We start from the raw sequence: 20,720 nt of genomic DNA on the forward strand, positions 1-20,720 counted from the left end.
TTTGCGCACTCAAAAAATGAGTTTAATATATTATTAATAATTAATTAGTTAAGTATGTCTGGGTTAATCGGAAAGAAAATCGGAATGACTAGCATCTTTGATGAGAACGGGAAAAACATCCCTTGTACCGTTATTGAGGTTGGTCCTTGCGTTGTTACCCAAGTCAGAACCGTAGAGGTTGACGGGTATGAAGCTCTTCAACTTGGTTTCGATGACAAAGCTGAAAAGCAAACAAATAAAGCTGCTGAAGGTCACTTCAAAAAAGCTGGAACTGTTGCTAAGAAGAAAGTTGTTGAGTTCCAAGGATTTGAAAATGAGCACAAATTAGGTGATGTTATCACTGTAGATCTATTCTCTGAAGGAGAGTTTGTAGATGTTCAAGGTGTTTCTAAAGGTAAAGGTTTCCAGGGTGTTGTAAAACGTCACGGTTTTGGTGGTGTTGGACAGGTTACTCATGGTCAGCATAACCGTTTAAGAGCGCCGGGTTCTGTGGGTGCTTCATCTTACCCTTCCAGAGTATTCAAAGGAATGCGTATGGCTGGAAGAATGGGTGGAGACAATGTAAAAGTACAAAATCTTAGAGTTTTAAAAGTAGTTGCTGAAAAGAACCTGCTTGTTATCAAAGGATGTGTTCCTGGATGTAAAAACTCTTACGTAATCGTTCAGAAGTAATGGAAGTAAAAGTATTAGATATCAACGGAAAAGAAACTGGAAGAAAAGTTCAACTTTCTGATTCAGTTTTCGCAATTGAGCCTAATAACCACGCTCTATACTTAGATGTGAAACAATATTTGGCTAACCAACGTCAAGGTACACATAAAGCTAAGGAAAGAGCAGAAGTTGCTGGTAGTACTCGCAAAATTAAAAAGCAAAAAGGAACAGGTACTGCTCGTGCAGGGTCTAAAAAGAGTCCTTTGTTTAAAGGAGGGGGAACTGTTTTCGGTCCAAGACCAAGAAGCTATTCTTTCAAATTAAATAAAGCTTTAAAGCGTTTGGCTCGTAAATCAGCTTTAACATTAAAAGCTCAAGAATCAAATTTAATCGTAGTAGAAGACTTCAATTTTGAAGCTCCAAGTACTAAAAATTTCAATAACGTATTGAAAGCGTTAGGATTAGATAACAAAAAAGCATTGTTTATATTAGGTGATACAAATAAAAACGTATATTTGTCGTCTCGTAATTTACAAAAAGCTTCGGTTGTAACTAATTCAGAATTAAGTACTTATGCGATATTAAACGCAAATAATTTAGTTCTTTTAGAGGGATCTTTAGAAGGAATTGAACAAAATTTAAGCAAATAATAGGCCATGAGTATCATTATAAAACCTATCGTTACAGAAAAAGTTACTAAAGACGGTGAAATATTCAACCGCTTTGGTTTCGTTGTAGATAAAAAAGCTAACAAAGTTCAAATTAAGAAAGCTGTTGAGGCTGCCTATGGTGTAACTGTTGTAGAAGTTAATACAATGAATGTACGTCCGGATCGTTCTACTAAATATACAAAAAGTGGAATGATTACCGGTAAAACTAGTGCTTACAAAAAAGCAATCGTACAAGTTAAAGAAGGAGAAACAATAGATTTTTACAACAACTAAGTAAAAAAGGATGTCAGTAAGAAAATTAAAACCTATTACCCCGGGTCAGCGTTTTAGAGTTGTTAATGGTTTTGACGCTATTACAACTGATAAGCCGGAGCGTTCATTAATCGCACCGAAAAAAAACTCAGGAGGTAGAAATAGTCAAGGAAAGATGACCATGCGCTACACTGGTGGTGGTCACAAACAAAGATATCGTATCATCGATTTCAAAAGAACTAAAGATGGAATTCCAGCTTCAGTAAAATCAATCGAGTACGATCCAAACAGAACTGCTTTTATCGCGTTATTAGCTTATGCTGATGGTGAAAAAAGATATATCATTGCACAAAATGGTTTAAAAGTAGGTCAAACTGTTATTTCAGGTGCAGATGTGGCTCCGGAAATCGGAAACACTATGCCGTTGAGCAAAATTCCTCTAGGTACAGTTATTTCTTGTATCGAGTTACGTCCGGGTCAGGGAGCTACAATCGCTCGTTCAGCTGGTACATTTGCTCAGTTAATGGCTCGTGATGGTAAATATGCTACTATCAAAATGCCTTCTGGAGAAACAAGACTTATTTTGTTAACGTGTTCTGCAACAATTGGTGCAGTATCTAACTCAGATCACCAGTTAATCGTTTCTGGTAAAGCAGGTAGATCTAGATGGTTAGGTAGAAGACCTAGAACAAGACCAGTAGCTATGAACCCGGTTGATCACCCTATGGGAGGTGGTGAAGGACGTTCATCTGGAGGTCACCCACGTTCAAGAAAAGGTTTACCGGCTAAAGGTTATAGAACCCGTGCTAAACAAAACCCGAGCAACAAGTATATTGTAGAACGTAGAAAGAAATAATAAGATATGGCACGTTCATTAAAAAAAGGACCTTTCGTACACTATAAATTAGAGAAGAAAGTATTGGAGAATGCTGAAGCAGGAAACAAAAATGTTGTAAAAACATGGTCTAGAGCTTCAATGATTACTCCAGATTTCGTAGGACAAACAATCGCAGTTCACAACGGTCGTCAATTTGTTCCAGTATACGTTACTGAAAACATGGTAGGACACAAGTTAGGTGAATTTTCACCTACAAGATCTTTTAGAGGTCACGCTGGAGCTAAAAATAAAGGTAAAAAATAAAAGAAGACATGGGAGTTCGTAAAAGAGAAACGGCAGAAGCAAGAAAAGAGGCTAATAAGTCTTTAGCGTTTGCTAAATTGAATAACTGCCCTACTTCACCTAGAAAAATGCGCTTAGTAGCAGACTTGGTAAGAGGTCAGAAAGTTGAGAATGCACTAAATATATTAAGATTTAGTCAAAAAGAAGCTTCAAGAAAATTAGAAAAACTATTATTATCTGCAATCAATAACTGGGAGCAAAAAAATAGTGAAGGTAATGTGGCTGAAGCAGGCTTATTTGTAAAAGAGATCAAAGTAGACGGTGGTATGATGTTAAAAAGACTTCGTCCAGCTCCACAAGGTCGTGCACACAGAATCAGAAAACGTTCTAATCACGTAACAATCGTGTTAGGATCAATTAATAACACACAAAGTAATTAATAAGCAGTATGGGACAAAAGACTAATCCAATCGGAAATCGCCTTGGTATCATCAGAGGATGGGATTCTAACTGGTATGGTGGTAATGACTACGGTGATAAAATCGCTGAAGATTACAAAATCAGAAAGTACATCCATGCTCGTTTATCTAAAGCTAGTGTGTCTAAAGTAATCATCGAGAGAACTTTGAAACTTGTAACCGTTACTATCACTACTGCTAGACCTGGTATCATTATCGGAAAAGGCGGACAAGAGGTAGACAAGTTAAAAGAAGAACTTAAGAAAATTACTGACAAAGAGGTTCAAATCAACATCTTTGAAATCAAACGTCCGGAGTTAGATGCTTATTTAGTAGCTAACAGTATCTGTCGTCAAATTGAAAGCCGTATTTCTTACCGTAGAGCAATCAAAATGGCTATTGCTGCCTCTATGAGAATGAATGCAGAAGGTATCAAAGTGATGATTTCAGGTCGTTTAAACGGAGCTGAAATGGCACGTTCAGAAAATTTCAAAGAAGGTCGTATTCCTCTATCAACTTTCAGAGCTGATATTGATTATGCTTTAGCAGAAGCTCATACTACTTACGGTAGAATGGGTGTTAAAGTGTGGATCATGAAAGGTGAAGTTTACGGTAAAAGAGACCTTTCTCCACTTGTAGGTATGGATAAAAAAGCTGCAGCTGGTAAAGGTGGTGATGCTCCAAGAGGAGGAAAGCCAAACGGTAAACAAGGAGCTCGTAAAAGAAAGTAATTTTTAAATTAAAGAAAAATGTTACAGCCTAAAAGAACAAAATACCGTAAGGTACAAAAAGGTCGAATGAAAGGGAACTCTAACAGAGGTCATGAACTTTCAAATGGAATGTTTGGAATTAAATCTGTTCACGAAACAGGTGCTTTCTTAACTTCACGCCAAATTGAAGCTGCACGTATCGCTGCAACTCGTTACATGAAACGTGAAGGTCAATTATGGATCAAAATTTTCCCAGACAAACCTATCACTAAGAAGCCTCTTGAAGTACGTATGGGTAAAGGTAAAGGTGCAGTTGAATACTGGGCTGCTGTTGTTAAACCAGGAAGAATTATGTTTGAGGTAGGTGGCGTGCCACTAGCAGTTGCAAAAGAGGCTTTACGTCTTGCAGCACAAAAATTACCAGTAAAAACTAAATTCGTCGTTGCTAGAGATTTCGAAGCATAATAAAGTAAGATTATGAAACAATCAGAAATTAAAAATCTATCTGCAGCTGAGTTGCAAGAGAAGCTAGTCCAATTAAAAAAGACTTATGCCGACCTAACAATTGCTCACGCTATTTCTCCAATTGAGAATCCACTTCAAATTAGAAGTATCAGACGTTCAGTAGCAAGAATTGCAACTGAATTAACTAAAAGAGAGCTTCAATAATAGTATTCAGCTGAAAAGATGGAAAAAAGAAATTTAAGAAAAGAAAGAATTGGTGTTGTTACATCTAACAAAATGGACAAGTCTATTGTTGTTTCTCAGGTAACGAGAGTAAAACACCCATTATATGGTAAGTTCGTGTTAAAAACTAAAAAATATGTTGCACACGACGAAACAAACGACTGTAACATTGGTGATACAGTAAAGATCATGGAAACTAGACCTTTATCTAAGTCTAAATGTTGGAGATTAGTTGAAATCATTGAAAGAGCTAAATAATTATGGTACAACAGGAATCAAGACTAAAAGTAGCAGATAATACGGGAGCTAAAGAAGTTTTAACTATCCGTGTTTTAGGTGGAACGAAAAGACGTTACGCCTCAGTTGGTGACAAAATTGTAGTAGCTATCAAAGATGCAACTCCTAACGGAAACGTTAAGAAAGGTGCGGTTTCAACTGCAGTTGTTGTTAGAACTAAAAAAGAAGTAAGAAGAGCTGATGGATCTTACATCCGTTTCGATGATAACGCTTGTGTATTGTTAAATGCAGCAGGTGAGATGAGAGGAACTCGTGTATTCGGTCCGGTAGCTAGAGAACTTCGTGAAAAACAATTCATGAAAATTGTATCATTAGCACCAGAAGTGCTTTAATTTTTATTACGATGACGAAGCTAAAAATAAAATCTGGAGATACTGTAAAAGTTATTGCAGGTGACCACAAAGGTGCTGAAGGTAAAGTTTTACGTGTATACCGTGACAAAAACAAAGCGGTAGTTGAGGGTGTAAACATGGTGTCTAAACACACTAAGCCAAGCGCAAAAAATCCTCAAGGTGGAATCGTTAAGAAAGAAGCTCCTATACATATTTCAAACATCGCTTTAGTTGATGCTAAGACTAAGTCTGCAACTAAAGTAGGTTTCAAAGTAGAAGGAGATAAGAAAGTAAGATTTTCAAAAAAATCTAATCAAGTATTATAGTGATGGCTTATATACCTAGACTAAAAGAAGAATATAAGAGCAGAGTAATTGCTGCTCTTACAGAAGAATTCGGTTACAAAAACGTAATGCAAGTTCCTAAACTTGAAAAAATCGTTTTAAGTAAAGGAGTTGGTGCAGCTGTGTCTGATAAAAAACTTATCGACTATGCTGTAGAAGAATTGACAAAGATTACTGGTCAAAAAGCGGTTCCTACAATCTCTAAGAAAGACGTTGCGTCTTTCAAATTGAGAAAAGGTATGCCAATTGGTGCAAAAGTAACTTTACGTGGTGAGAGAATGTATGAATTCTTAGATCGTTTGATTACTTCATCATTACCACGTGTAAGAGACTTCGGTGGTATCAAATCTACAGGTTTCGACGGTAGAGGAAACTACAACCTTGGAGTTCTTGAGCAAATTATCTTCCCGGAAATTGATATTGATAAAGTAAATAAAATTTCTGGTATGGATATTACTTTTGTAACATCTGCACAAACAGATAAAGAAGCAAAATCATTATTAGCTGAATTAGGTTTACCTTTTAAAAAGAATTAAGACATGGCTAAAGAATCAATGAAAGCCCGTGAGGTTAAAAGACAAAAAACGGTAGAAAAATATGCAGAGAAAAGAAAAGCTTTGTTAGAAGCTGGAGATTATGCTGCTTTACAGAAATTACCGAAAAATGCTTCACCGGTTCGTTTACACAATCGTTGTAAATTAACAGGTAGACCAAGAGGGTATATGCGTCAATTCGGAATTTCACGTGTTACATTCCGTGAAATGGCTAACAGCGGATTGATTCCAGGAGTGAAAAAAGCTTCTTGGTAGTTTGCAAAAAAGTATTATATTTGCAAACTTGAAATATTAAAGTTTAATAGGTTATAGGTTCAATCCGCTGAGGGCGGATTGAAAACCATAACCACAATTTTGTTTATAATGTATACAGATCCAATTGCGGATTTCTTGACAAGAATTAGAAATGCAGCGCAAGCTAGCCACAAAGTGGTTGAGATTCCTGCTTCTAACTTGAAAAAAGAAATCACAAAAATCTTATTCGATCAAGGTTACATCCTTAGTTACAAGTTCGAAGACAGTGCTGTACAAGGTACTATCAAAATCGCTCTTAAGTATGATAAAGATACTAAAGAGTCAGTAATCAAGAACATTCAAAGAATTAGTAAACCAGGTTTACGTAAGTACGCAGGTGCTACAAAATTACCTAGGATTTTAAATGGTTTAGGTGTTGCTATCGTTTCTACTTCAAAAGGAGTAATGACTGATAAGCAGGCAAGACAATTAAATGTAGGTGGTGAAGTAATTTGTTACGTATACTAAAAAAGAGATAAGAAATGTCAAGAATAGGTAAAAATCCAATTGCAATTCCAGCTGGCGTTACTGTAGAAGTTAACGGTGCTGTGGTTACAGTAAAAGGAAAACTAGGGCAGCTTTCTCAAGAGTTTACAAACAATGTTACTGTAACTGTTGAAGAAAATCAAGTTCTTGTTTCAAGAGCTGCCGATAGCAAAGAAGAAAGAGCTCAACACGGTTTATTTAGAGCTTTAATCAATAACATGATTACTGGTGTATCTACTGGTTTTACAAAAGAATTAGAATTTGTTGGGGTAGGATACCGTGCAGCTAATCAAGGAAACAAACTTGATTTAGCTTTAGGTTATTCACACAATATCGTTTTAGAAGTTGCTCCAGAAGTAATTGTGGAAACAATTTCTGAAAAAGGTAAGAACCCAATTGTAAAGCTAACTTCTTATGACAAACAATTATTAGGACAAGTAGCGGCTAAAATCCGTTCATTCCGTAAGCCTGAACCATACAAAGGAAAAGGTATTAAGTTTGTAGGTGAAGTATTAAGAAGAAAAGCAGGTAAATCAGCTTAAAAATTAAGATTATGTCATTAACAAAATCTGAAAGAAGACAAAGAATACAGTACAGAATCAGAAAGATTGTAAGCGGAACTGCTGCAAGACCTCGTTTATCTGTATTCAGAAGTAACAAAGAAATCTATGCACAGCTTATAGATGATGTAAATGGTGTTACATTATTAGCTGCTTCTTCTCGTGAAAAAGCGGTTGATACAAAAGGTACTAAAATTGAAGTTGCCGCTGTGGTAGGTAAACTGGTTGCAGAAAAAGCTTTAAAAGCAGGTATCGATACAGTAACATTTGATAGAGGTGGTTATTTATACCATGGTCGTGTTCAATCATTAGCAGAAGGCGCTAGAGCGGCTGGATTAAAATTCTAAGAAATTATGTATCATAATTATAAAAACGTAGAACTAGTAAAACCAGGAGGTCTTGAATTGAAAGATCGTTTGGTTAGTGTAAATCGTGTTACTAAAGTTACTAAAGGTGGTAGAGCATTCGGTTTCTCTGCTATCGTAGTAGTAGGTGATGAGAACGGTGTAGTAGGTCACGGATTAGGAAAATCTAAAGACGTTTCTGAAGCTATTGCAAAAGCAGTAGAGGATGCTAAGAAAAACTTAGTTAGAATTCCTTTAAGCGGACAATCTGTACCTCACGAGCAAAAAGGTAAATTCGGTGGGGCAAGAGTATTATTAATGCCTGCTTCTCACGGTACCGGAGTAATTGCCGGTGGTGCTGTTCGTTCGGTTCTTGAATCTGTAGGTATTCACGATGTATTGTCTAAATCTCAAGGTTCTTCTAACCCTCACAACGTGGTAAAAGCTACTTTCGATGCTTTATTGCAAATGAGAAGCGCAGTTACTGTTGCTAAACAAAGAGGAGTATCTTTAGAGAAAGTATTCAAAGGTTAATTCAAGGAAATTATGGCTAAGATATTAGTAAAACAAGTAAGAAGCAAGATCAATTGTCCTCAGGATCAAAAGAGAACAATGCAAGCTTTAGGACTTCGTAAAATGGGTCAAGTAGTTGAGCATGAAGCAACTCCTGCAATCCTTGGAATGGTAAATAAAGTTAAACACTTAGTTTCTGTTGAAGAAACTAAATAACAAATAACTGTTATGAATTTAAGTAATTTACAGCCAGCTGAAGGTTCAACGCATAACCAAAACAAAAGAGTAGGTAGAGGTGAAGGTTCTGGAAAAGGTGGTACCGCTGCACGTGGTCACAAAGGAGCTAAGTCTCGTTCTGGTTACTCTAAGAAAATTGGTTTTGAAGGAGGTCAGATGCCTCTTCAAAGACGTGTTCCTAAGTTTGGATTCAAAAATATTAACAGAGTTGAATATCAAGGTGTAAACTTAGATACATTACAAGCTCTAGTTGATAATGGTATTGTAACTGATACTGTAGATTTCACTACATTGGTTGCAAACCGTTTAGCTACTAAAACTGAAGTTGTAAAAATTTTAGGTAGAGGTGAGCTTAAAGCTAAATTAAAAGTTAGTGCACACAAATTCACAGCAACAGCTAAAGCGGCTATCGAAGCAGCTGGCGGTGAAGCTATAGAATTATAATTTTCTAGACACGATGAAAAAATTTATTGAATCGGTACAAAACGTTTGGAAAATTGAGGAACTAAGAAACAGAATCCTAATTACATTAGGATTTCTGTTAGTTTATCGTTTTGGAGCTCACGTTACATTACCTGGGATTGACGCTACTAAATTACAAGGATTAACTGATCAGACTGACAAAGGTATTGGTTGGTTAATAAACGTATTTACAGGTGGTGCTTTTTCTCAGGCTTCAGTGTTTGCGTTAGGTATTATGCCTTACATTTCTGCTTCAATTGTAGTACAGTTAATGGGAATCGCGGTTCCTTATTTACAAAAACTGCAAAAAGAAGGAGAAAGTGGCAGAAAGAAAATGAACCAAATTACAAGATGGTTAACTATAGGTATTACTTTAGTACAAGGGCCAGGTTATATTTATAATCTATTCCGTACTTTGCCTGGTGATGCTTTCTTGTTAGGATTTAACTCGTTTGCTTTCTTGTTTTCATCTGTAGTAATCCTTTCAACAGGTACAATTTTTGCTATGTGGTTAGGAGAGAAAATTACAGATAAAGGTATAGGTAACGGTATTTCTTTATTAATTTTAGTAGGTATTGTTGCTCGTTTGCCACAAGCGTTTGCACAAGAGTTTTCGTCTGCTGTTTCTCAAAACAACGGAGGTATCATGAAAATTGTTGTAGAAATCATCGTGTGGTTACTAGTAATTATTGCATGTGTTTTAATGACAATGGCTATCAGAAAAGTTGCTGTACAGTATGCACGCCGTACGGTATCAGGTGACTTAGAGCAGGATTTAATGGGAGGTAACCGTCAGTTTATACCATTAAAATTAAATGCTTCAGGTGTTATGCCAATCATTTTTGCGCAAGCAATTATGTTTATACCTGCTGCTGTAGCTGGTTTATCATCTTCTGAAACAGCACAATCAATCAGTACAAGATTTCAAAACATATTTGGTTGGGAGTATAACCTAGTGTTTGCTGCGTTAATTGTAATTTTTACGTACTTTTACACTGCGATTACTATGCCAACCAGTAGAATGGCTGATGATTTAAAAAGAAGCGGCGGTTTTATTCCAGGTGTTAAGCCAGGAGTGGAAACAGCAGACTTTTTAGATCATGTGATGTCTTTAATAACTTTCCCGGGTGCAATATTCCTTGCGTTGCTTGCTGTGTTCCCAGCAATCGTAGTAAGCGTAATGGGTGTGCAGTCTCAATGGGCATTGTTTTTCGGAGGTACATCATTATTGATTTTGGTTGGAGTTGCAATCGATACAATTCAGCAAATCAATTCATACTTGTTGAATCAACATTATGATGGTTTGATGAAAAGTGGTAAAAACAGAAAAGCAGTAGCTTAATATGGCAAAACAATCAGCAATTGAACAAGACGGGACAATAATTGAAGCATTGTCAAATGCAATGTTCCGTGTAGAGTTAGAAAACGGGCATATTGTAATTGCTCACATTTCCGGGAAAATGCGTATGCATTACATTAAATTGTTACCTGGTGACAAAGTGAAACTGGAAATGAGCCCTTACGATTTGTCTAAAGCAAGAATTACTTATAGATATTAAAATGAAAGTAAGAGCATCAGTAAAGAAACGTAGTGCAGAATGCATTATCGTTCGCAGAAAAGGAAGATTATACGTTATTAACAAAAAGAATCCTAGATTTAAACAAAGACAAGGATAATTATGGCAAGAATAGCAGGGGTAGATATACCTAAAAATAAAAGAGGAGTTATTGCTTTAACCTATATCTTCGGAATTGGAAAAAGCAGAGCTATCGAGATTTTAGAAAAAGCTCAGGTGAGTCAGGACAAAAAAGTTCAAGATTGGAATGACGACGAGATCGGAGCAATCCGTGACGCAGTATCATACTACAAAATTGAAGGTGAACTACGTTCTGAAACTTCATTAAACATCAAACGTTTAATGGATATCGGATGTTACAGAGGAATCCGTCACAGATCTGGTCTTCCTTTGAGAGGTCAAAGAACTAAGAACAATTCTAGAACAAGAAAAGGTAAAAGAAAAACTGTTGCAAACAAGAAAAAAGCAACTAAATAATAAGTAGTAATATGGCGAAAGCAAATACAAAAAAACGTAAAGTTGTTGTTGAGTCTACTGGTGAAGCACACGTGAGTTCAACTTTTAACAACATTATCATTTCTTTGACAAATAAGAAAGGTGAAGTTGTAGCTTGGTCATCTGCTGGTAAAATGGGCTTCAGAGGTTCTAAAAAGAATACTCCGTATGCAGCTCAAATGGCAGCTGAAGACTGTTCAAAAGTTGCTTTAGAAGCTGGTCTTAAAAAAGTGAAAGTGTTCGTAAAAGGACCTGGAAACGGAAGAGAATCAGCAATCCGCTCAATCCATAACTCAGGTATCGAAGTAACTGAAATCATCGACGTTACTCCACTACCACACAACGGATGCCGTCCTCCAAAAAGACGTAGAGTTTAATTTTTATAATTATTAAGTATAACTAGGTTGATTATAGATTATCGGAGGATAAATAAGACCTGAATTCATAATCTCAACCTTAAACAAATTTTTAAAATGGCAAGATATACTGGTCCTCAAACTAAAATTGCTCGTAAATTTGGCGAAGCAATCTTCGGAGACGATAGAGCCTTCGAAAAAAGAAATTACCCTCCAGGGCAACATGGTTTAGCTAAAAAGAGAGGTAAAAAATCTGAATATGCAATCCAGTTAATGGAAAAGCAAAAAGCTAAATATACTTACGGTATTTTAGAAAAGCAATTCAGAAACTTATTCGAAAAAGCTGCTGCTTCTAAAGGTGTAACAGGTGAAATCCTTTTACAATTATGTGAAGCTCGTTTAGATAACGTAGTTTTCAGAATGGGTATCGCTCCATCAAGAAGAGCTGCTAGACAAATTGTATCTCACAGACATATTACAGTAAATGGTGAAGTGGTTAACGTTCCTTCTTACCATTTAAAACCTGGTGACAAAGTTGCTGTTCGTGAAAAATCTAAATCTTTAGAGACTATCGAACGTTCTTTAGCTGCTTCTTCTCACGTATATGAGTGGATTACTTGGAATAATGATACTAAAGAAGGTACTTTCGTATCTGTTCCTCAAAGAATCCAAATCACGGAGAACATTAAAGAACAACTAATCGTCGAATTGTACAACAAATAATAATTGACATCAGTCGAAATTTATGGCAATATTTAATTTTCAGAAGCCCGATAAAGTTATCATGATCGATTCTACTGACTTCGAAGGTAAATTCGAATTCAGACCTCTTGAACCAGGTTACGGATTGACTGTGGGTAACGCACTAAGAAGAGTATTACTTTCTGCTCTTGAGGGTTATGCAATCACTTCAATCCGTATTGAAGGTGTTGAGCATGAATTCTCAACTATTCCTGGAGTAGTAGAAGATGTAACTGAAATTATCCTTAACTTAAAACAAGTACGTTTCAAACGTCAAATTGAAGATATTGATAACGAATCAGTTTCTATTTCTCTTTCAGGAAAAGATCAAATTACTGCTGGTGATTTCCAAAAATTCATCTCTGGATTTCAGGTATTAAACCCGGAATTAGTAATTTGTAACTTAGACAGTAAAGTAAACCTTAACATGGAAATGACTATCGAAAAAGGTCGTGGTTATGTTCCTGCTGAGGAAAACAAAAAACAAAATGCTGCAATCGGTACTATATTTACTGATTCAATCTTTACTCCGGTAAAGAACGTGAAGTATGCAATTGAAAACTTCCGTGTTGAGCAAAAAACGGACTATGAAAAATTAGTTTTTGAAATCAAAACTGATGGATCTATTCACCCTAAAGATGCTCTTACTGAAGCTGCAAAAGTATTAATTCACCATTTTATGTTATTCTCTGATGAGAGAATCACTCTAGAGGCTGATGAAATTGCTCAAACTGATTCTTACGATGAAGAATCATTACACATGAGACAACTATTGAAAACTAAATTAGTTGATATGGACTTATCTGTAAGAGCATTAAATTGCTTAAAAGCTGCTGAAGTTGATACATTAGGTGATTTAGTATCATTCAATAAAAACGACTTAATGAAGTTCCGTAACTTCGGTAAAAAATCATTAACTGAGCTTGATGAATTGGTTGCCAACAAGAATTTAACTTTCGGAATGGACTTGTCAAAATATAAGTTAGATAAAGAATAATCTAGTTCTAAGTATTTAGAATTAAATTTACAATAGCAATGAGACACGGAAAAAAAGTAAACCATTTAAGCAGACAGGCTGGACATAGAAAAGCTATGTTGGCTAATATGGCTTGCTCTCTAATCGAGCACAAGCGTATTAACACTACTGTCGCTAAAGCAAAAGCGCTTAAACAATTTGTTGAGCCACTTATCACAAAATCAAAAGAAGATACTACTCACAATCGTCGTATCGTTTTCTCATACTTAAGAAGTAAATATGCTGTAACTGATTTGTTCAGAGATGTTGCTGCAAAAGTAGGTGACCGTCCAGGAGGATACACTCGTATCATCAAGTTAGGTAACCGTTTAGGAGATAACGCTGATATGGCTATGATTGAGTTGGTTGACTTCAATGAATTATACAACGGTGGTAAGAAAGAAGTTAAGAAGGCTAAGAGCCGTCGTGGTGGTAAAGCTAAAAAAGCTGAAACTGCTCCTGAAGCTCCTGCAACTGAAGAATCTTCTGAATCTGCAGAATAATTATGATGCTCAATTCATAAATATAAAAAAGGATAAACATTTTAGTTTATCCTTTTTTTTTGAATAAATTTGCAAAACTTTTAACTACAATGCAACACACAACAAAACAGCCTGCTATTTTACTCCTTGCAGACGGAACTATTTTTCATGGTAAATCAATTGGTATAACAGGTAAAACTTTTGGTGAAGTTTGTTTTAATACCGGAACTACCGGTTATCAGGAGATTTTTACTGATCCGTCTTACTTCGGACAGATTATGGTAGCCACAAATGCCCACATAGGTAATTATGGGGTTAATGAGAATGAAGTAGAATCAGACAGAATAATGATTTCCGGTCTGGTTTGTAAAAACTTTTCAATGTTTCATTCACGTCCTGATTCGGAAAGTAATTTATATGATTATTTCGAAAAGCAGAATTTAATCTGTATTTCAGATGTTGATACCCGTGCCTTGGTAAGTTATATCCGTGATTATGGTGCACAAAATGCTGTGATTTGTACAGATGGTACTTCTGTAGAAGAATTGAAAAAAGAATTGGCGGGTATTCCGGACATGAACGGATTGGAATTGGCTTCCAAAGTGTCAACTAAAGAACCTTATTTCTTTGGTGATGAAAATGCATCTTATAAAATTTCTGCTCTTGATTTAGGTATAAAAAGAAATATCTTAAGAAACCTTGCAAAAAGAGATTGTTATATTAAAGTGTTTCCTTATAATGCAACTTATGAGGACATGAAATCTTTTAATCCTGATGGTTTTTTCCTTTCAAACGGTCCCGGTGATCCGGATCCTTTAGAAAGCGCAATCAATGTGGCAAAGCAGATTATGAATAATAATCATCCTTTATTCGGGATTTGTCTTGGACATCAGGTAATCGCTTTGGCAAATGGTGTTTCTACTTACAAAATGTTTAACGGGCACAGAGGAATCAACCATCCTGTGAAAAACTTATTGACCGGCAGAGGGGAAATTACTTCTCAAAACCACGGTTTTGCTGTAAATAAAGAAGAACTGGAAAAGCATAATGAATTGGAAATTACACATGTTCATCTGAATGACGGAACAGTTGCAGGAATGAGAATGAAGTCTAAAAACTGCTTCTCGGTGCAATATCATCCGGAAGCGAGTCCAGGACCACACGATTCATCATATCTGTTTGACCAATTCATTGAAAATATAAAATCCAGTAAAAACTAAAACGTTATCGTTAATAACAATTTTATTTTAATGAGTTATCCTTGGTAAAGAATGGATAAATTTGTGTTTCATTCAAAATAAAATTCAAAACTTTAAAATATGAGCATTATTATAAAAGTACACGCAAGACAAATTCTTGACTCGAGAGGAAATCCTACAGTGGAAGTTGATGTAGTAACTGAAAACGGTATTTTAGGACGTGCGGCAGTTCCGTCAGGAGCTTCTACAGGTGAACATGAAGCTGTTGAATTACGTGACGGCGGAAAATCTTTCATGGGTAAAGGTGTTTTAAAAGCGGTAGAAAATGTAAATACTACAATTGCTGAAGCGTTGGTAGGAACTTCTGTTTTTGAACAAAATCTAATCGACAAAATTATGATCGATTTAGACGGTACTGCTAATAAATCTAAATTAGGGGCAAACGCTATTTTAGGTGTTTCTTTGGCTGTGGCTAAAGCGGCTGCTAACGAATTAGGATTGCCTTTGTATCGTTACGTGGGTGGTGTTTCCGGAAATACATTGCCGGTTCCAATGATGAATATCATCAACGGCGGTTCGCATTCTGATGCGCCTATTGCATTTCAGGAATTTATGATTATGCCGGTAAAAGCAACTTCTTTTACACATGCTATGCAAATGGGAACTGAAATTTTTCATAACCTTAAAAAAGTATTGCATGACAGAAACTTATCTACTGCAGTAGGTGATGAAGGTGGTTTTGCGCCAAATCTGGCTGGTGGTACAGAAGATGCTTTGGATTCAATCAAATTGGCTGTGGAAAAAGCCGGATATGTTTTTGGTGAAGATATTATGATTGCTTTGGATTGCGCGGCTTCAGAATTTTATGTGGATGGTAAATATGATTATACAAAATTTGAAGGAGCAACCGGTAAAGTAAGAACATCTGCCGAGCAAGCTGAATATTTGGCTGAATTGGCTGCTAAATATCCAATTGTTTCAATTGAAGACGGTATGTATGAAGACGACTGGAATGGATGGAAATTGTTGACTGAAAAAATTGGCAATAAAGTACAATTAGTTGGTGATGATTTATTTGTCACTAATGTTGAACGTTTATCTCGAGGTATTTCTGAAGGAATTGCCAATTCAATTTTGATTAAAGTAAACCAGATAGGTACTTTAACTGAAACGATTGCAGCTGTAAATATGGCTCATAACGCAGGTTATACATCAGTAATGTCACACCGTTCAGGCGAAACTGAAGATAATACGATTGCTGACTTAGCAGTGGCTTTAAACTGTGGTCAGATTAAAACTGGTTCTGCTTCCCGTTCAGATCGTATGGCAAAATACAACCAGCTTTTAAGAATTGAAGAAGAATTAGGAGATGTTGCTTATTTTCCTGGTAAAAATGCTTTCAAGGTGAAATAATTGGTTTTTCTAATAGATACAGGATGCCCGTTAGTTTTTAAATTAACGGGTATTTTTTTGTAGGTCATGTCAGTTGTTTGAAGTTTATAAAAAGGAATTGATTTATTCTTTGACTTGTTCGTTACTCTCTTTTAAAAAATAATGTGCTAAAAAGTAAAAAGAAAGGATATAGCAAAAAATACTCGTAAATCGTAACAAAGGGACTTTATAGTAATAATGGTAAATGCCGTAGAAAAGTTCGCAGATGATAATGTTTAAGGTATAAAGAATAAGATAGGTGTTTTTTTGATTGAACTTGACTAAGTACATAAAAGCCGCACAAAAAGACAACGTTATTAATGTGAACCCGTACACTAAAATTACTTTGTATAGTTCAAAAGAGCGGTCAAAAACTATAAATGAGGAAATGTATAAAACACAGCTTAAAAAAATGAGCGTAAGTAAAATAGATAAGTAGCTTGCTTTTTCAATTTTATAAAGCTTCATTTTGGATAATTCTTTAATTAATTTGAAAAGGAGTATGCAGTAAGCCAGAAAATTAAAAAACAGCACATATATAAAATAGCTATATCCTTCCAGTAAATTAATTACGCCGGAAAAAAATAATAATGCTAAAATGGTGCAATTGTAATAATTGACCGGTTTTTTGCTTTCTTCAAAGTAATAAAAGCTTATTGCACCTATAAAGAGTGGCTTGGCAATATAGGATAAATAAGTCCAGTCCATACAAATGGAAAGGAAATAAAGGATTCCAAAAAGGAAATATAAGGCAAGGTGTGATTTTAAAATATTCATTTTGTCTTGCTTCGCCGAAGTGAAATCTGCTTAAAATAAAAATGCATAGCAAAATTACTTATAATTCTGATAGTTTGGTTGATAATAAGTTTATTATGGCTGTTTTGATGATTGAATCTAAAGAAAATAATCAATTTGCGTTTTGCGGGTTATATCGTTGGGTAGTTTCTGTCTGGTTTCTCTTTTTTTATTAAAGATTTAACGAAAACGTTTCAGTAAAACTTTTTTATTTAATACTTATTTCGCTAAATTTGTTAAAATATATATTGTCAGATTAATTCCCAAATTATATTATGTCAAAAACAGCGATATTAGAGTACGATGGCAACAAGTACGAGTTCCCGGTAATAGTGGGATCTGAAAACGAAGCGGCTATCGACATTGAAAAATTACGTGCTTTAACAGGCGCGATTACCTTAGACCCAGGGTATAAAAATTCAGGTTCTTGTAAAAGTGATATTACTTTCCTTGATGGAGAAGAAGGAATACTTCGTTACAGAGGTTATGCCATTGAAGATTTAGCTGAAAAAGCTGATTTTCTTGAAGTATCTTACCTTGTTATTTTTGGAGAGTTGCCTACAAAATCACAATTGGAAAAATTCGAAAACGATATTCGTAAATACACTTTGGTAAACGAAGAAATGAAAAACATCATTGATGGTTTTCCTAAAACAGCACACCCCATGGGTGTTTTATCTTCGCTTACAAGTGCATTGACCGCGTTTAACCCTAAAGTGGTTAATGTGGAAAATGAAGCGGAAATGTATGAGGCAATCTGCAAATCAATGGGTAAATTCCTTGTTATTGCAACTTGGACATACCGTAAAATGATGGGTTACCCATTAAACTACTATGATAATACTATTGGTTATGTAGATAACTTCATGAAGTTAATGTTCTCATTGCCAACCGGTCCTTACACTATCAATAAAACAGTAATCAATGCTTTGGATAAGTTGTTTATCCTGCATGCTGACCACGAACAAAACTGTTCTACTTCTACAGTTAGAATCGTTGGCTCTTCTCACGCTGGTTTGTTTGCTTCTATTTCTGCAGGTGTTTCTGCTTTATGGGGGCCTTTACATGGTGGTGCTAACCAGGCGGTATTGGAAATGTTGGAGCAAATCCAAAAAGATGGTGGTGATGCACAAAAAGCATTAGAAAGAGCAAAAGATAAAAATGATGATTTCCGTTTAATGGGATTCGGACACAGAGTATACAAAAACTTTGACCCTCGTGCAAAAATCATCAAAAAAGCAGCTGATGAAGTATTGGCTGAATTAGGTGTTAATGATCCAATTTTGAATATTGCCAAGCAATTGGAAGAAGCAGCTTTAGTAGATCCATATTTCGTAGATAGAAAATTATATCCAAACGTAGATTTCTATTCTGGTATTATCTACCGTGCTTTAGGAATTCCAACAGATATGTTTACAGTATTATTTGCTATTGGCCGTTTACCGGGATGGATTGCGCAATGGAAAGAAATGAGATTGAACAAAGAGCCTATTGGACGTCCGCGTCAGGTTTATACAGGTTATGCATTACGTCCGTTTGTTGCAATGGATAAAAGATAATGTTGATAAATTAATAATTAAAAAAGCTTCTCATTTCGAGAGGCTTTTTTTTATATTTGCCCAAGAAACAGATAATTGCTTAGCTTTCATAAAAAACTAAACTAAAACGCATTTTTAAAACTTGCTCTTTTCGTTAAGCTGTTATCCAATCAAATCTTTTATGAGTACGAATGTTACTTTTCTAATAAACAAATCAGAAATTACAGCAGGAACGCGCGGTGCATCATTAGGTCCGGATGCAATTATAACCGCTGCCAGAAAAAAAGGGAGTTATATTTTTGGGGAAAATACTCTTGACAAAATTCAAAACGTTAACGGATATTTGGATAAACCTACAAAATATCCTTTTGCAAAACGTATAGACGGACTACTATCTATTTATGAAGAACTGAATTCTAAAGTTTCTTCTCTTCTTAAAAACAATTCGTTCCCTATAATTTTAGCTGCAGACCATGGTTCAGCAGGCGGAACCATCTCAGGTTTAAAATCAGCTTTCCCGGATAAACGTATTGGAGCTGTTTGGATTGATGCACATGCTGATATTCATACACCTTACACAACACCTTCAGGGAATATGCATGGTATGCCATTGGCTTCGGTTATGGATATTGATAATCTGGAATGTAAAATCAATGATATCGATTCTGAAACGGAAGAACTTTGGAGAAAACTTAAAAATGTTGGCGGTATTTCAAAAAAAATCAATGCAGATGATATGGTCTATGTCGCTGTAAGAGATACTGAGCCCGAAGAAGAATCGGTTATTGAACGATTAGGAATCAAGTTGATTACTGTTGAACAAATTCGAAAAGAAGGTGTTAATGCAGCATTAAAAATAATTAATGAGCAATTGAAAGATTGTGATTTGGTTTATGTGACTTTTGATGTTGATTCTATGGATCCTGATTTGTCATCACATGGGACGGGAACTCCGGTACCTGACGGAATTACTCCTGATGAAGCTAAGGAATTGATGATGAAAATGGCAGCCAATACTAAAACGGCTTGTATAGAAATTGTTGAAGTAAATCCTTGTCTGGATGAAAAAGTTAATGCAATGGCTGAAATCACTTTAGATATAGTAGAAGCAGTCACTGATGTTGTAAAAAACAGATAGTTTTATTGCCTTTTAAAAGGTTTAAAAAAATACATTTTGAATCAAATTACAAATACAATATTGATGATCCGCCCTGTTTCGTTTCGAATGAACGAACAAACGGCTGTGAATAATTATTATCAGAAAAATAGTAACGGAATACTGCCGGCTGCGATAACGGCTAAGGCACAAAACGAATTTGATGCTTTTGTGGATAAATTAAAAGCAGTTGGTGTTAATGTAATTGTAGTTGATGATACAAAAGATACTGATACGCCTGATTCTGTTTTTCCAAACAATTGGATTTCTTTTCATGAAAGCGGTGATGTTATTCTGTATCCAATGTTTGCCGAAAACCGAAGATTGGAACGCCGAGAGGATATTTTGGATGTGTTGGAAGATCAGGGTTTTGTTATCAATGACGTGATGGATTATACCTTGGCTGAAGAAGAAGGTGTTTTTCTTGAAGGTACAGGAAGTATAATTTTGGATAGGGCTAACGGTAAAGCGTATTGTGCGTTGTCACCAAGAGCAGATGAAGATTTGTTTATCGAGTTTTGCGAGGATTTTGAATTTACACCAATAATTTTTAATGCTTACCAAGCAGTCAATGGAGATAGGGAATTGATTTATCATACGAATGTGATGATGTCAATTGGGGAGACTTTTGCTGTAATCTGCTCAGAATGTATTGATGATAAAACCGAAAGAAAATCAGTCATTGAAAGTTTGAAACAAGACGGAAAGGAAATTATTTATATTACGGAAAGTCAGGTAAACGCTTTTGCAGGAAATATGCTTCAGGTGAAAGGAGCAAACGAAAAGACATATTTGGTTATGAGTGAATCGGCCTATAATTCACTAAACAAAGGTCAGATTAACCAAATAGAAAAACACGCTTCAATTTTATATTCTAATCTGGAAACTATTGAAACATGCGGGGGAGGCAGTGCCCGCTGTATGATGGCAGAAGTTTTCCTTCCGAAAGAATAAAAAAACAGA

The 20,720-nt window shown here is 35.6% G+C and carries 33 protein-coding genes; all 33 read left to right on the forward strand.

The genetic code is table 11. From position 1 onward, the window contains the following. Window positions 1-54 precede the first annotated feature (54 nt). The 33 genes from rplC to ctlX all read left to right on the forward strand — a co-directional run bounded on the left by rplC (window position 55) and on the right by ctlX (window position 20,711). Complete coding sequence (rplC, locus tag EZM65_RS12600) at window positions 55-672, forward strand: 50S ribosomal protein L3 (RefSeq protein WP_136668914.1); 618 nt, start codon at window positions 55-57, stop codon at window positions 670-672. Then, window positions 672-1,301: a 50S ribosomal protein L4 gene (gene rplD, locus EZM65_RS12605; protein ID WP_136668915.1), complete on the forward strand. Its 630-nt coding sequence runs from the start codon at window positions 672-674 to the stop codon at window positions 1,299-1,301. The genes rplC and rplD overlap by 1 nt, the downstream gene beginning before the upstream one ends. 6 nt (window positions 1,302-1,307) lie before the next feature. Further along, the gene (rplW, locus tag EZM65_RS12610; RefSeq protein WP_136668916.1) at window positions 1,308-1,595 is read left to right on the forward strand and encodes a 50S ribosomal protein L23; all 288 of its coding nucleotides are present in this window, start codon (window positions 1,308-1,310) and stop codon (window positions 1,593-1,595) included. A gap of 10 nt (window positions 1,596-1,605) precedes the next feature. After that, window positions 1,606-2,430 carry a 50S ribosomal protein L2 gene (rplB, locus tag EZM65_RS12615; RefSeq protein ID WP_136668917.1) on the forward strand — a complete coding sequence of 275 codons (825 nt, stop codon included), beginning with the start codon at window positions 1,606-1,608 and terminating at the stop codon, window positions 2,428-2,430. Between the two features lie 6 nt (window positions 2,431-2,436). Continuing rightward, window positions 2,437-2,715 (forward strand): 30S ribosomal protein S19, encoded by a 279-nt coding sequence (rpsS, locus tag EZM65_RS12620; protein ID WP_014166281.1) that lies wholly within the window; start codon window positions 2,437-2,439, stop codon window positions 2,713-2,715. Window positions 2,716-2,723: 8 nt separating this feature from the next. Beyond that, the gene (rplV, locus tag EZM65_RS12625; protein WP_088398194.1) at window positions 2,724-3,134 is read left to right on the forward strand and encodes a 50S ribosomal protein L22; all 411 of its coding nucleotides are present in this window, start codon (window positions 2,724-2,726) and stop codon (window positions 3,132-3,134) included. A gap of 8 nt (window positions 3,135-3,142) precedes the next feature. Then, entirely contained in the window at window positions 3,143-3,883 is a 741-nt protein-coding gene (gene rpsC / locus EZM65_RS12630; protein ID WP_136668918.1) for a 30S ribosomal protein S3, read from the forward strand. A gap of 18 nt (window positions 3,884-3,901) precedes the next feature. Next, a complete protein-coding gene (rplP, locus tag EZM65_RS12635) occupies window positions 3,902-4,327 on the forward strand; it encodes a 50S ribosomal protein L16 (RefSeq protein ID WP_060383161.1) in 426 nt (141 codons plus the stop codon). Between the two features lie 12 nt (window positions 4,328-4,339). Further along, the gene (gene rpmC, locus EZM65_RS12640; RefSeq protein WP_014166277.1) at window positions 4,340-4,531 is read left to right on the forward strand and encodes a 50S ribosomal protein L29; all 192 of its coding nucleotides are present in this window, start codon (window positions 4,340-4,342) and stop codon (window positions 4,529-4,531) included. 18 nt (window positions 4,532-4,549) lie between these two features. Then, a complete protein-coding gene (gene rpsQ, locus EZM65_RS12645; protein WP_073311703.1) occupies window positions 4,550-4,807 on the forward strand; it encodes a 30S ribosomal protein S17 in 258 nt (85 codons plus the stop codon). A 2-nt stretch (window positions 4,808-4,809) separates the two neighbouring features. After that, window positions 4,810-5,178, forward strand: coding sequence for a 50S ribosomal protein L14 (gene rplN, locus EZM65_RS12650; RefSeq protein WP_014166275.1), 369 nt, complete (start codon window positions 4,810-4,812; stop codon window positions 5,176-5,178). 11 nt (window positions 5,179-5,189) lie between these two features. Then, window positions 5,190-5,504: a 50S ribosomal protein L24 gene (gene rplX, locus EZM65_RS12655; RefSeq protein WP_136668919.1), complete on the forward strand. Its 315-nt coding sequence runs from the start codon at window positions 5,190-5,192 to the stop codon at window positions 5,502-5,504. A gap of 2 nt (window positions 5,505-5,506) precedes the next feature. After that, entirely contained in the window at window positions 5,507-6,058 is a 552-nt protein-coding gene (gene rplE / locus EZM65_RS12660; protein WP_136668920.1) for a 50S ribosomal protein L5, read from the forward strand. Window positions 6,059-6,061: 3 nt separating this feature from the next. Continuing rightward, window positions 6,062-6,331: a 30S ribosomal protein S14 gene (gene rpsN / locus EZM65_RS12665; protein ID WP_073311697.1), complete on the forward strand. Its 270-nt coding sequence runs from the start codon at window positions 6,062-6,064 to the stop codon at window positions 6,329-6,331. A gap of 108 nt (window positions 6,332-6,439) precedes the next feature. Then, entirely contained in the window at window positions 6,440-6,838 is a 399-nt protein-coding gene (gene rpsH, locus EZM65_RS12670; protein ID WP_136668921.1) for a 30S ribosomal protein S8, read from the forward strand. 14 nt (window positions 6,839-6,852) lie between these two features. Next, window positions 6,853-7,398, forward strand: a complete 546-nt coding sequence (gene rplF / locus EZM65_RS12675; protein ID WP_136668923.1) for a 50S ribosomal protein L6 — start codon at window positions 6,853-6,855, stop codon at window positions 7,396-7,398. Window positions 7,399-7,409: 11 nt separating this feature from the next. After that, complete coding sequence (gene rplR / locus EZM65_RS12680) at window positions 7,410-7,763, forward strand: 50S ribosomal protein L18 (RefSeq protein WP_136668925.1); 354 nt, start codon at window positions 7,410-7,412, stop codon at window positions 7,761-7,763. Between the two features lie 6 nt (window positions 7,764-7,769). Then, a complete protein-coding gene (gene rpsE / locus EZM65_RS12685) occupies window positions 7,770-8,294 on the forward strand; it encodes a 30S ribosomal protein S5 (RefSeq protein ID WP_136668927.1) in 525 nt (174 codons plus the stop codon). Between the two features lie 12 nt (window positions 8,295-8,306). Next, window positions 8,307-8,489 carry a 50S ribosomal protein L30 gene (rpmD, locus tag EZM65_RS12690; protein ID WP_136668928.1) on the forward strand — a complete coding sequence of 61 codons (183 nt, stop codon included), beginning with the start codon at window positions 8,307-8,309 and terminating at the stop codon, window positions 8,487-8,489. Between the two features lie 12 nt (window positions 8,490-8,501). After that, window positions 8,502-8,954, forward strand: a complete 453-nt coding sequence (rplO, locus tag EZM65_RS12695) for a 50S ribosomal protein L15 (protein WP_136668930.1) — start codon at window positions 8,502-8,504, stop codon at window positions 8,952-8,954. A gap of 13 nt (window positions 8,955-8,967) precedes the next feature. Beyond that, window positions 8,968-10,314, forward strand: coding sequence for a preprotein translocase subunit SecY (gene secY, locus EZM65_RS12700; protein ID WP_136668931.1), 1,347 nt, complete (start codon window positions 8,968-8,970; stop codon window positions 10,312-10,314). Between the two features lies 1 nt (window position 10,315). Continuing rightward, window positions 10,316-10,531: a translation initiation factor IF-1 gene (infA, locus tag EZM65_RS12705; RefSeq protein WP_008254466.1), complete on the forward strand. Its 216-nt coding sequence runs from the start codon at window positions 10,316-10,318 to the stop codon at window positions 10,529-10,531. A gap of 1 nt (window position 10,532) precedes the next feature. Beyond that, window positions 10,533-10,649: a type B 50S ribosomal protein L36 gene (gene ykgO / locus EZM65_RS12710; RefSeq protein WP_002987490.1), complete on the forward strand. Its 117-nt coding sequence runs from the start codon at window positions 10,533-10,535 to the stop codon at window positions 10,647-10,649. 2 nt (window positions 10,650-10,651) lie between these two features. Continuing rightward, window positions 10,652-11,026 carry a 30S ribosomal protein S13 gene (gene rpsM / locus EZM65_RS12715; protein ID WP_129436238.1) on the forward strand — a complete coding sequence of 125 codons (375 nt, stop codon included), beginning with the start codon at window positions 10,652-10,654 and terminating at the stop codon, window positions 11,024-11,026. Between the two features lie 11 nt (window positions 11,027-11,037). Further along, window positions 11,038-11,421, forward strand: a complete 384-nt coding sequence (rpsK, locus tag EZM65_RS12720; protein WP_060383151.1) for a 30S ribosomal protein S11 — start codon at window positions 11,038-11,040, stop codon at window positions 11,419-11,421. Between the two features lie 96 nt (window positions 11,422-11,517). Then, window positions 11,518-12,123: a 30S ribosomal protein S4 gene (rpsD, locus tag EZM65_RS12725; protein ID WP_136668933.1), complete on the forward strand. Its 606-nt coding sequence runs from the start codon at window positions 11,518-11,520 to the stop codon at window positions 12,121-12,123. Between the two features lie 22 nt (window positions 12,124-12,145). Continuing rightward, entirely contained in the window at window positions 12,146-13,138 is a 993-nt protein-coding gene (locus tag EZM65_RS12730; RefSeq protein ID WP_136668934.1) for a DNA-directed RNA polymerase subunit alpha, read from the forward strand. A gap of 38 nt (window positions 13,139-13,176) precedes the next feature. Further along, complete coding sequence (gene rplQ / locus EZM65_RS12735; RefSeq protein WP_136668935.1) at window positions 13,177-13,659, forward strand: 50S ribosomal protein L17; 483 nt, start codon at window positions 13,177-13,179, stop codon at window positions 13,657-13,659. A gap of 89 nt (window positions 13,660-13,748) precedes the next feature. Next, entirely contained in the window at window positions 13,749-14,858 is a 1,110-nt protein-coding gene (carA, locus tag EZM65_RS12740; RefSeq protein WP_136668936.1) for a glutamine-hydrolyzing carbamoyl-phosphate synthase small subunit, read from the forward strand. Between the two features lie 99 nt (window positions 14,859-14,957). Next, complete coding sequence (gene eno, locus EZM65_RS12745; RefSeq protein WP_136668937.1) at window positions 14,958-16,250, forward strand: phosphopyruvate hydratase; 1,293 nt, start codon at window positions 14,958-14,960, stop codon at window positions 16,248-16,250. Between the two features lie 1,088 nt (window positions 16,251-17,338). Further along, window positions 17,339-18,622 (forward strand): citrate synthase, encoded by a 1,284-nt coding sequence (locus tag EZM65_RS12750; RefSeq protein WP_136668938.1) that lies wholly within the window; start codon window positions 17,339-17,341, stop codon window positions 18,620-18,622. A 160-nt stretch (window positions 18,623-18,782) separates the two neighbouring features. Then, window positions 18,783-19,739, forward strand: coding sequence for an arginase (locus tag EZM65_RS12755; protein WP_136668939.1), 957 nt, complete (start codon window positions 18,783-18,785; stop codon window positions 19,737-19,739). 36 nt (window positions 19,740-19,775) lie between these two features. Then, on the forward strand, window positions 19,776-20,711 hold the full coding sequence (gene ctlX / locus EZM65_RS12760) for a citrulline utilization hydrolase CtlX (RefSeq protein WP_136668940.1): 936 nt from the start codon (window positions 19,776-19,778) through the stop codon (window positions 20,709-20,711). Window positions 20,712-20,720: the final 9 nt, after the last annotated feature.

This window comes from Flavobacterium sp. H122 (assembly GCF_004959765.1).
Lineage (GTDB): Bacteria > Bacteroidota > Bacteroidia > Flavobacteriales > Flavobacteriaceae > Flavobacterium.

Excerpts from the sequence above, each read along its gene's own strand:
- rplC (WP_136668914.1), top strand. The coding sequence starts at position 55 with ATGTCTGGGTTAATCGGAAAGAAAATCGGAATGACTAGCATCTTTGAT.
- rplD (WP_136668915.1), top strand. The coding sequence starts at position 672 with ATGGAAGTAAAAGTATTAGATATCAACGGAAAAGAAACTGGAAGAAAA.
- rplW (WP_136668916.1), top strand. The coding sequence starts at position 1,308 with ATGAGTATCATTATAAAACCTATCGTTACAGAAAAAGTTACTAAAGAC.
- rplB (WP_136668917.1), top strand. The coding sequence starts at position 1,606 with ATGTCAGTAAGAAAATTAAAACCTATTACCCCGGGTCAGCGTTTTAGA.
- rpsS (WP_014166281.1), top strand. The coding sequence starts at position 2,437 with ATGGCACGTTCATTAAAAAAAGGACCTTTCGTACACTATAAATTAGAG.
- rplV (WP_088398194.1), top strand. The coding sequence starts at position 2,724 with ATGGGAGTTCGTAAAAGAGAAACGGCAGAAGCAAGAAAAGAGGCTAAT.
- rpsC (WP_136668918.1), top strand. The coding sequence starts at position 3,143 with ATGGGACAAAAGACTAATCCAATCGGAAATCGCCTTGGTATCATCAGA.
- rplP (WP_060383161.1), top strand. The coding sequence starts at position 3,902 with ATGTTACAGCCTAAAAGAACAAAATACCGTAAGGTACAAAAAGGTCGA.
- rpmC (WP_014166277.1), top strand. The coding sequence starts at position 4,340 with ATGAAACAATCAGAAATTAAAAATCTATCTGCAGCTGAGTTGCAAGAG.
- rpsQ (WP_073311703.1), top strand. The coding sequence starts at position 4,550 with ATGGAAAAAAGAAATTTAAGAAAAGAAAGAATTGGTGTTGTTACATCT.
- rplN (WP_014166275.1), top strand. The coding sequence starts at position 4,810 with ATGGTACAACAGGAATCAAGACTAAAAGTAGCAGATAATACGGGAGCT.
- rplX (WP_136668919.1), top strand. The coding sequence starts at position 5,190 with ATGACGAAGCTAAAAATAAAATCTGGAGATACTGTAAAAGTTATTGCA.
- rplE (WP_136668920.1), top strand. The coding sequence starts at position 5,507 with ATGGCTTATATACCTAGACTAAAAGAAGAATATAAGAGCAGAGTAATT.
- rpsN (WP_073311697.1), top strand. The coding sequence starts at position 6,062 with ATGGCTAAAGAATCAATGAAAGCCCGTGAGGTTAAAAGACAAAAAACG.
- rpsH (WP_136668921.1), top strand. The coding sequence starts at position 6,440 with ATGTATACAGATCCAATTGCGGATTTCTTGACAAGAATTAGAAATGCA.
- rplF (WP_136668923.1), top strand. The coding sequence starts at position 6,853 with ATGTCAAGAATAGGTAAAAATCCAATTGCAATTCCAGCTGGCGTTACT.
- rplR (WP_136668925.1), top strand. The coding sequence starts at position 7,410 with ATGTCATTAACAAAATCTGAAAGAAGACAAAGAATACAGTACAGAATC.
- rpsE (WP_136668927.1), top strand. The coding sequence starts at position 7,770 with ATGTATCATAATTATAAAAACGTAGAACTAGTAAAACCAGGAGGTCTT.
- rpmD (WP_136668928.1), top strand. The coding sequence starts at position 8,307 with ATGGCTAAGATATTAGTAAAACAAGTAAGAAGCAAGATCAATTGTCCT.
- rplO (WP_136668930.1), top strand. The coding sequence starts at position 8,502 with ATGAATTTAAGTAATTTACAGCCAGCTGAAGGTTCAACGCATAACCAA.
- secY (WP_136668931.1), top strand. The coding sequence starts at position 8,968 with ATGAAAAAATTTATTGAATCGGTACAAAACGTTTGGAAAATTGAGGAA.
- infA (WP_008254466.1), top strand. The coding sequence starts at position 10,316 with ATGGCAAAACAATCAGCAATTGAACAAGACGGGACAATAATTGAAGCA.
- ykgO (WP_002987490.1), top strand. The coding sequence starts at position 10,533 with ATGAAAGTAAGAGCATCAGTAAAGAAACGTAGTGCAGAATGCATTATC.
- rpsM (WP_129436238.1), top strand. The coding sequence starts at position 10,652 with ATGGCAAGAATAGCAGGGGTAGATATACCTAAAAATAAAAGAGGAGTT.
- rpsK (WP_060383151.1), top strand. The coding sequence starts at position 11,038 with ATGGCGAAAGCAAATACAAAAAAACGTAAAGTTGTTGTTGAGTCTACT.
- rpsD (WP_136668933.1), top strand. The coding sequence starts at position 11,518 with ATGGCAAGATATACTGGTCCTCAAACTAAAATTGCTCGTAAATTTGGC.
- EZM65_RS12730 (WP_136668934.1), top strand. The coding sequence starts at position 12,146 with ATGGCAATATTTAATTTTCAGAAGCCCGATAAAGTTATCATGATCGAT.
- rplQ (WP_136668935.1), top strand. The coding sequence starts at position 13,177 with ATGAGACACGGAAAAAAAGTAAACCATTTAAGCAGACAGGCTGGACAT.
- carA (WP_136668936.1), top strand. The coding sequence starts at position 13,749 with ATGCAACACACAACAAAACAGCCTGCTATTTTACTCCTTGCAGACGGA.
- eno (WP_136668937.1), top strand. The coding sequence starts at position 14,958 with ATGAGCATTATTATAAAAGTACACGCAAGACAAATTCTTGACTCGAGA.
- EZM65_RS12750 (WP_136668938.1), top strand. The coding sequence starts at position 17,339 with ATGTCAAAAACAGCGATATTAGAGTACGATGGCAACAAGTACGAGTTC.
- EZM65_RS12755 (WP_136668939.1), top strand. The coding sequence starts at position 18,783 with ATGAGTACGAATGTTACTTTTCTAATAAACAAATCAGAAATTACAGCA.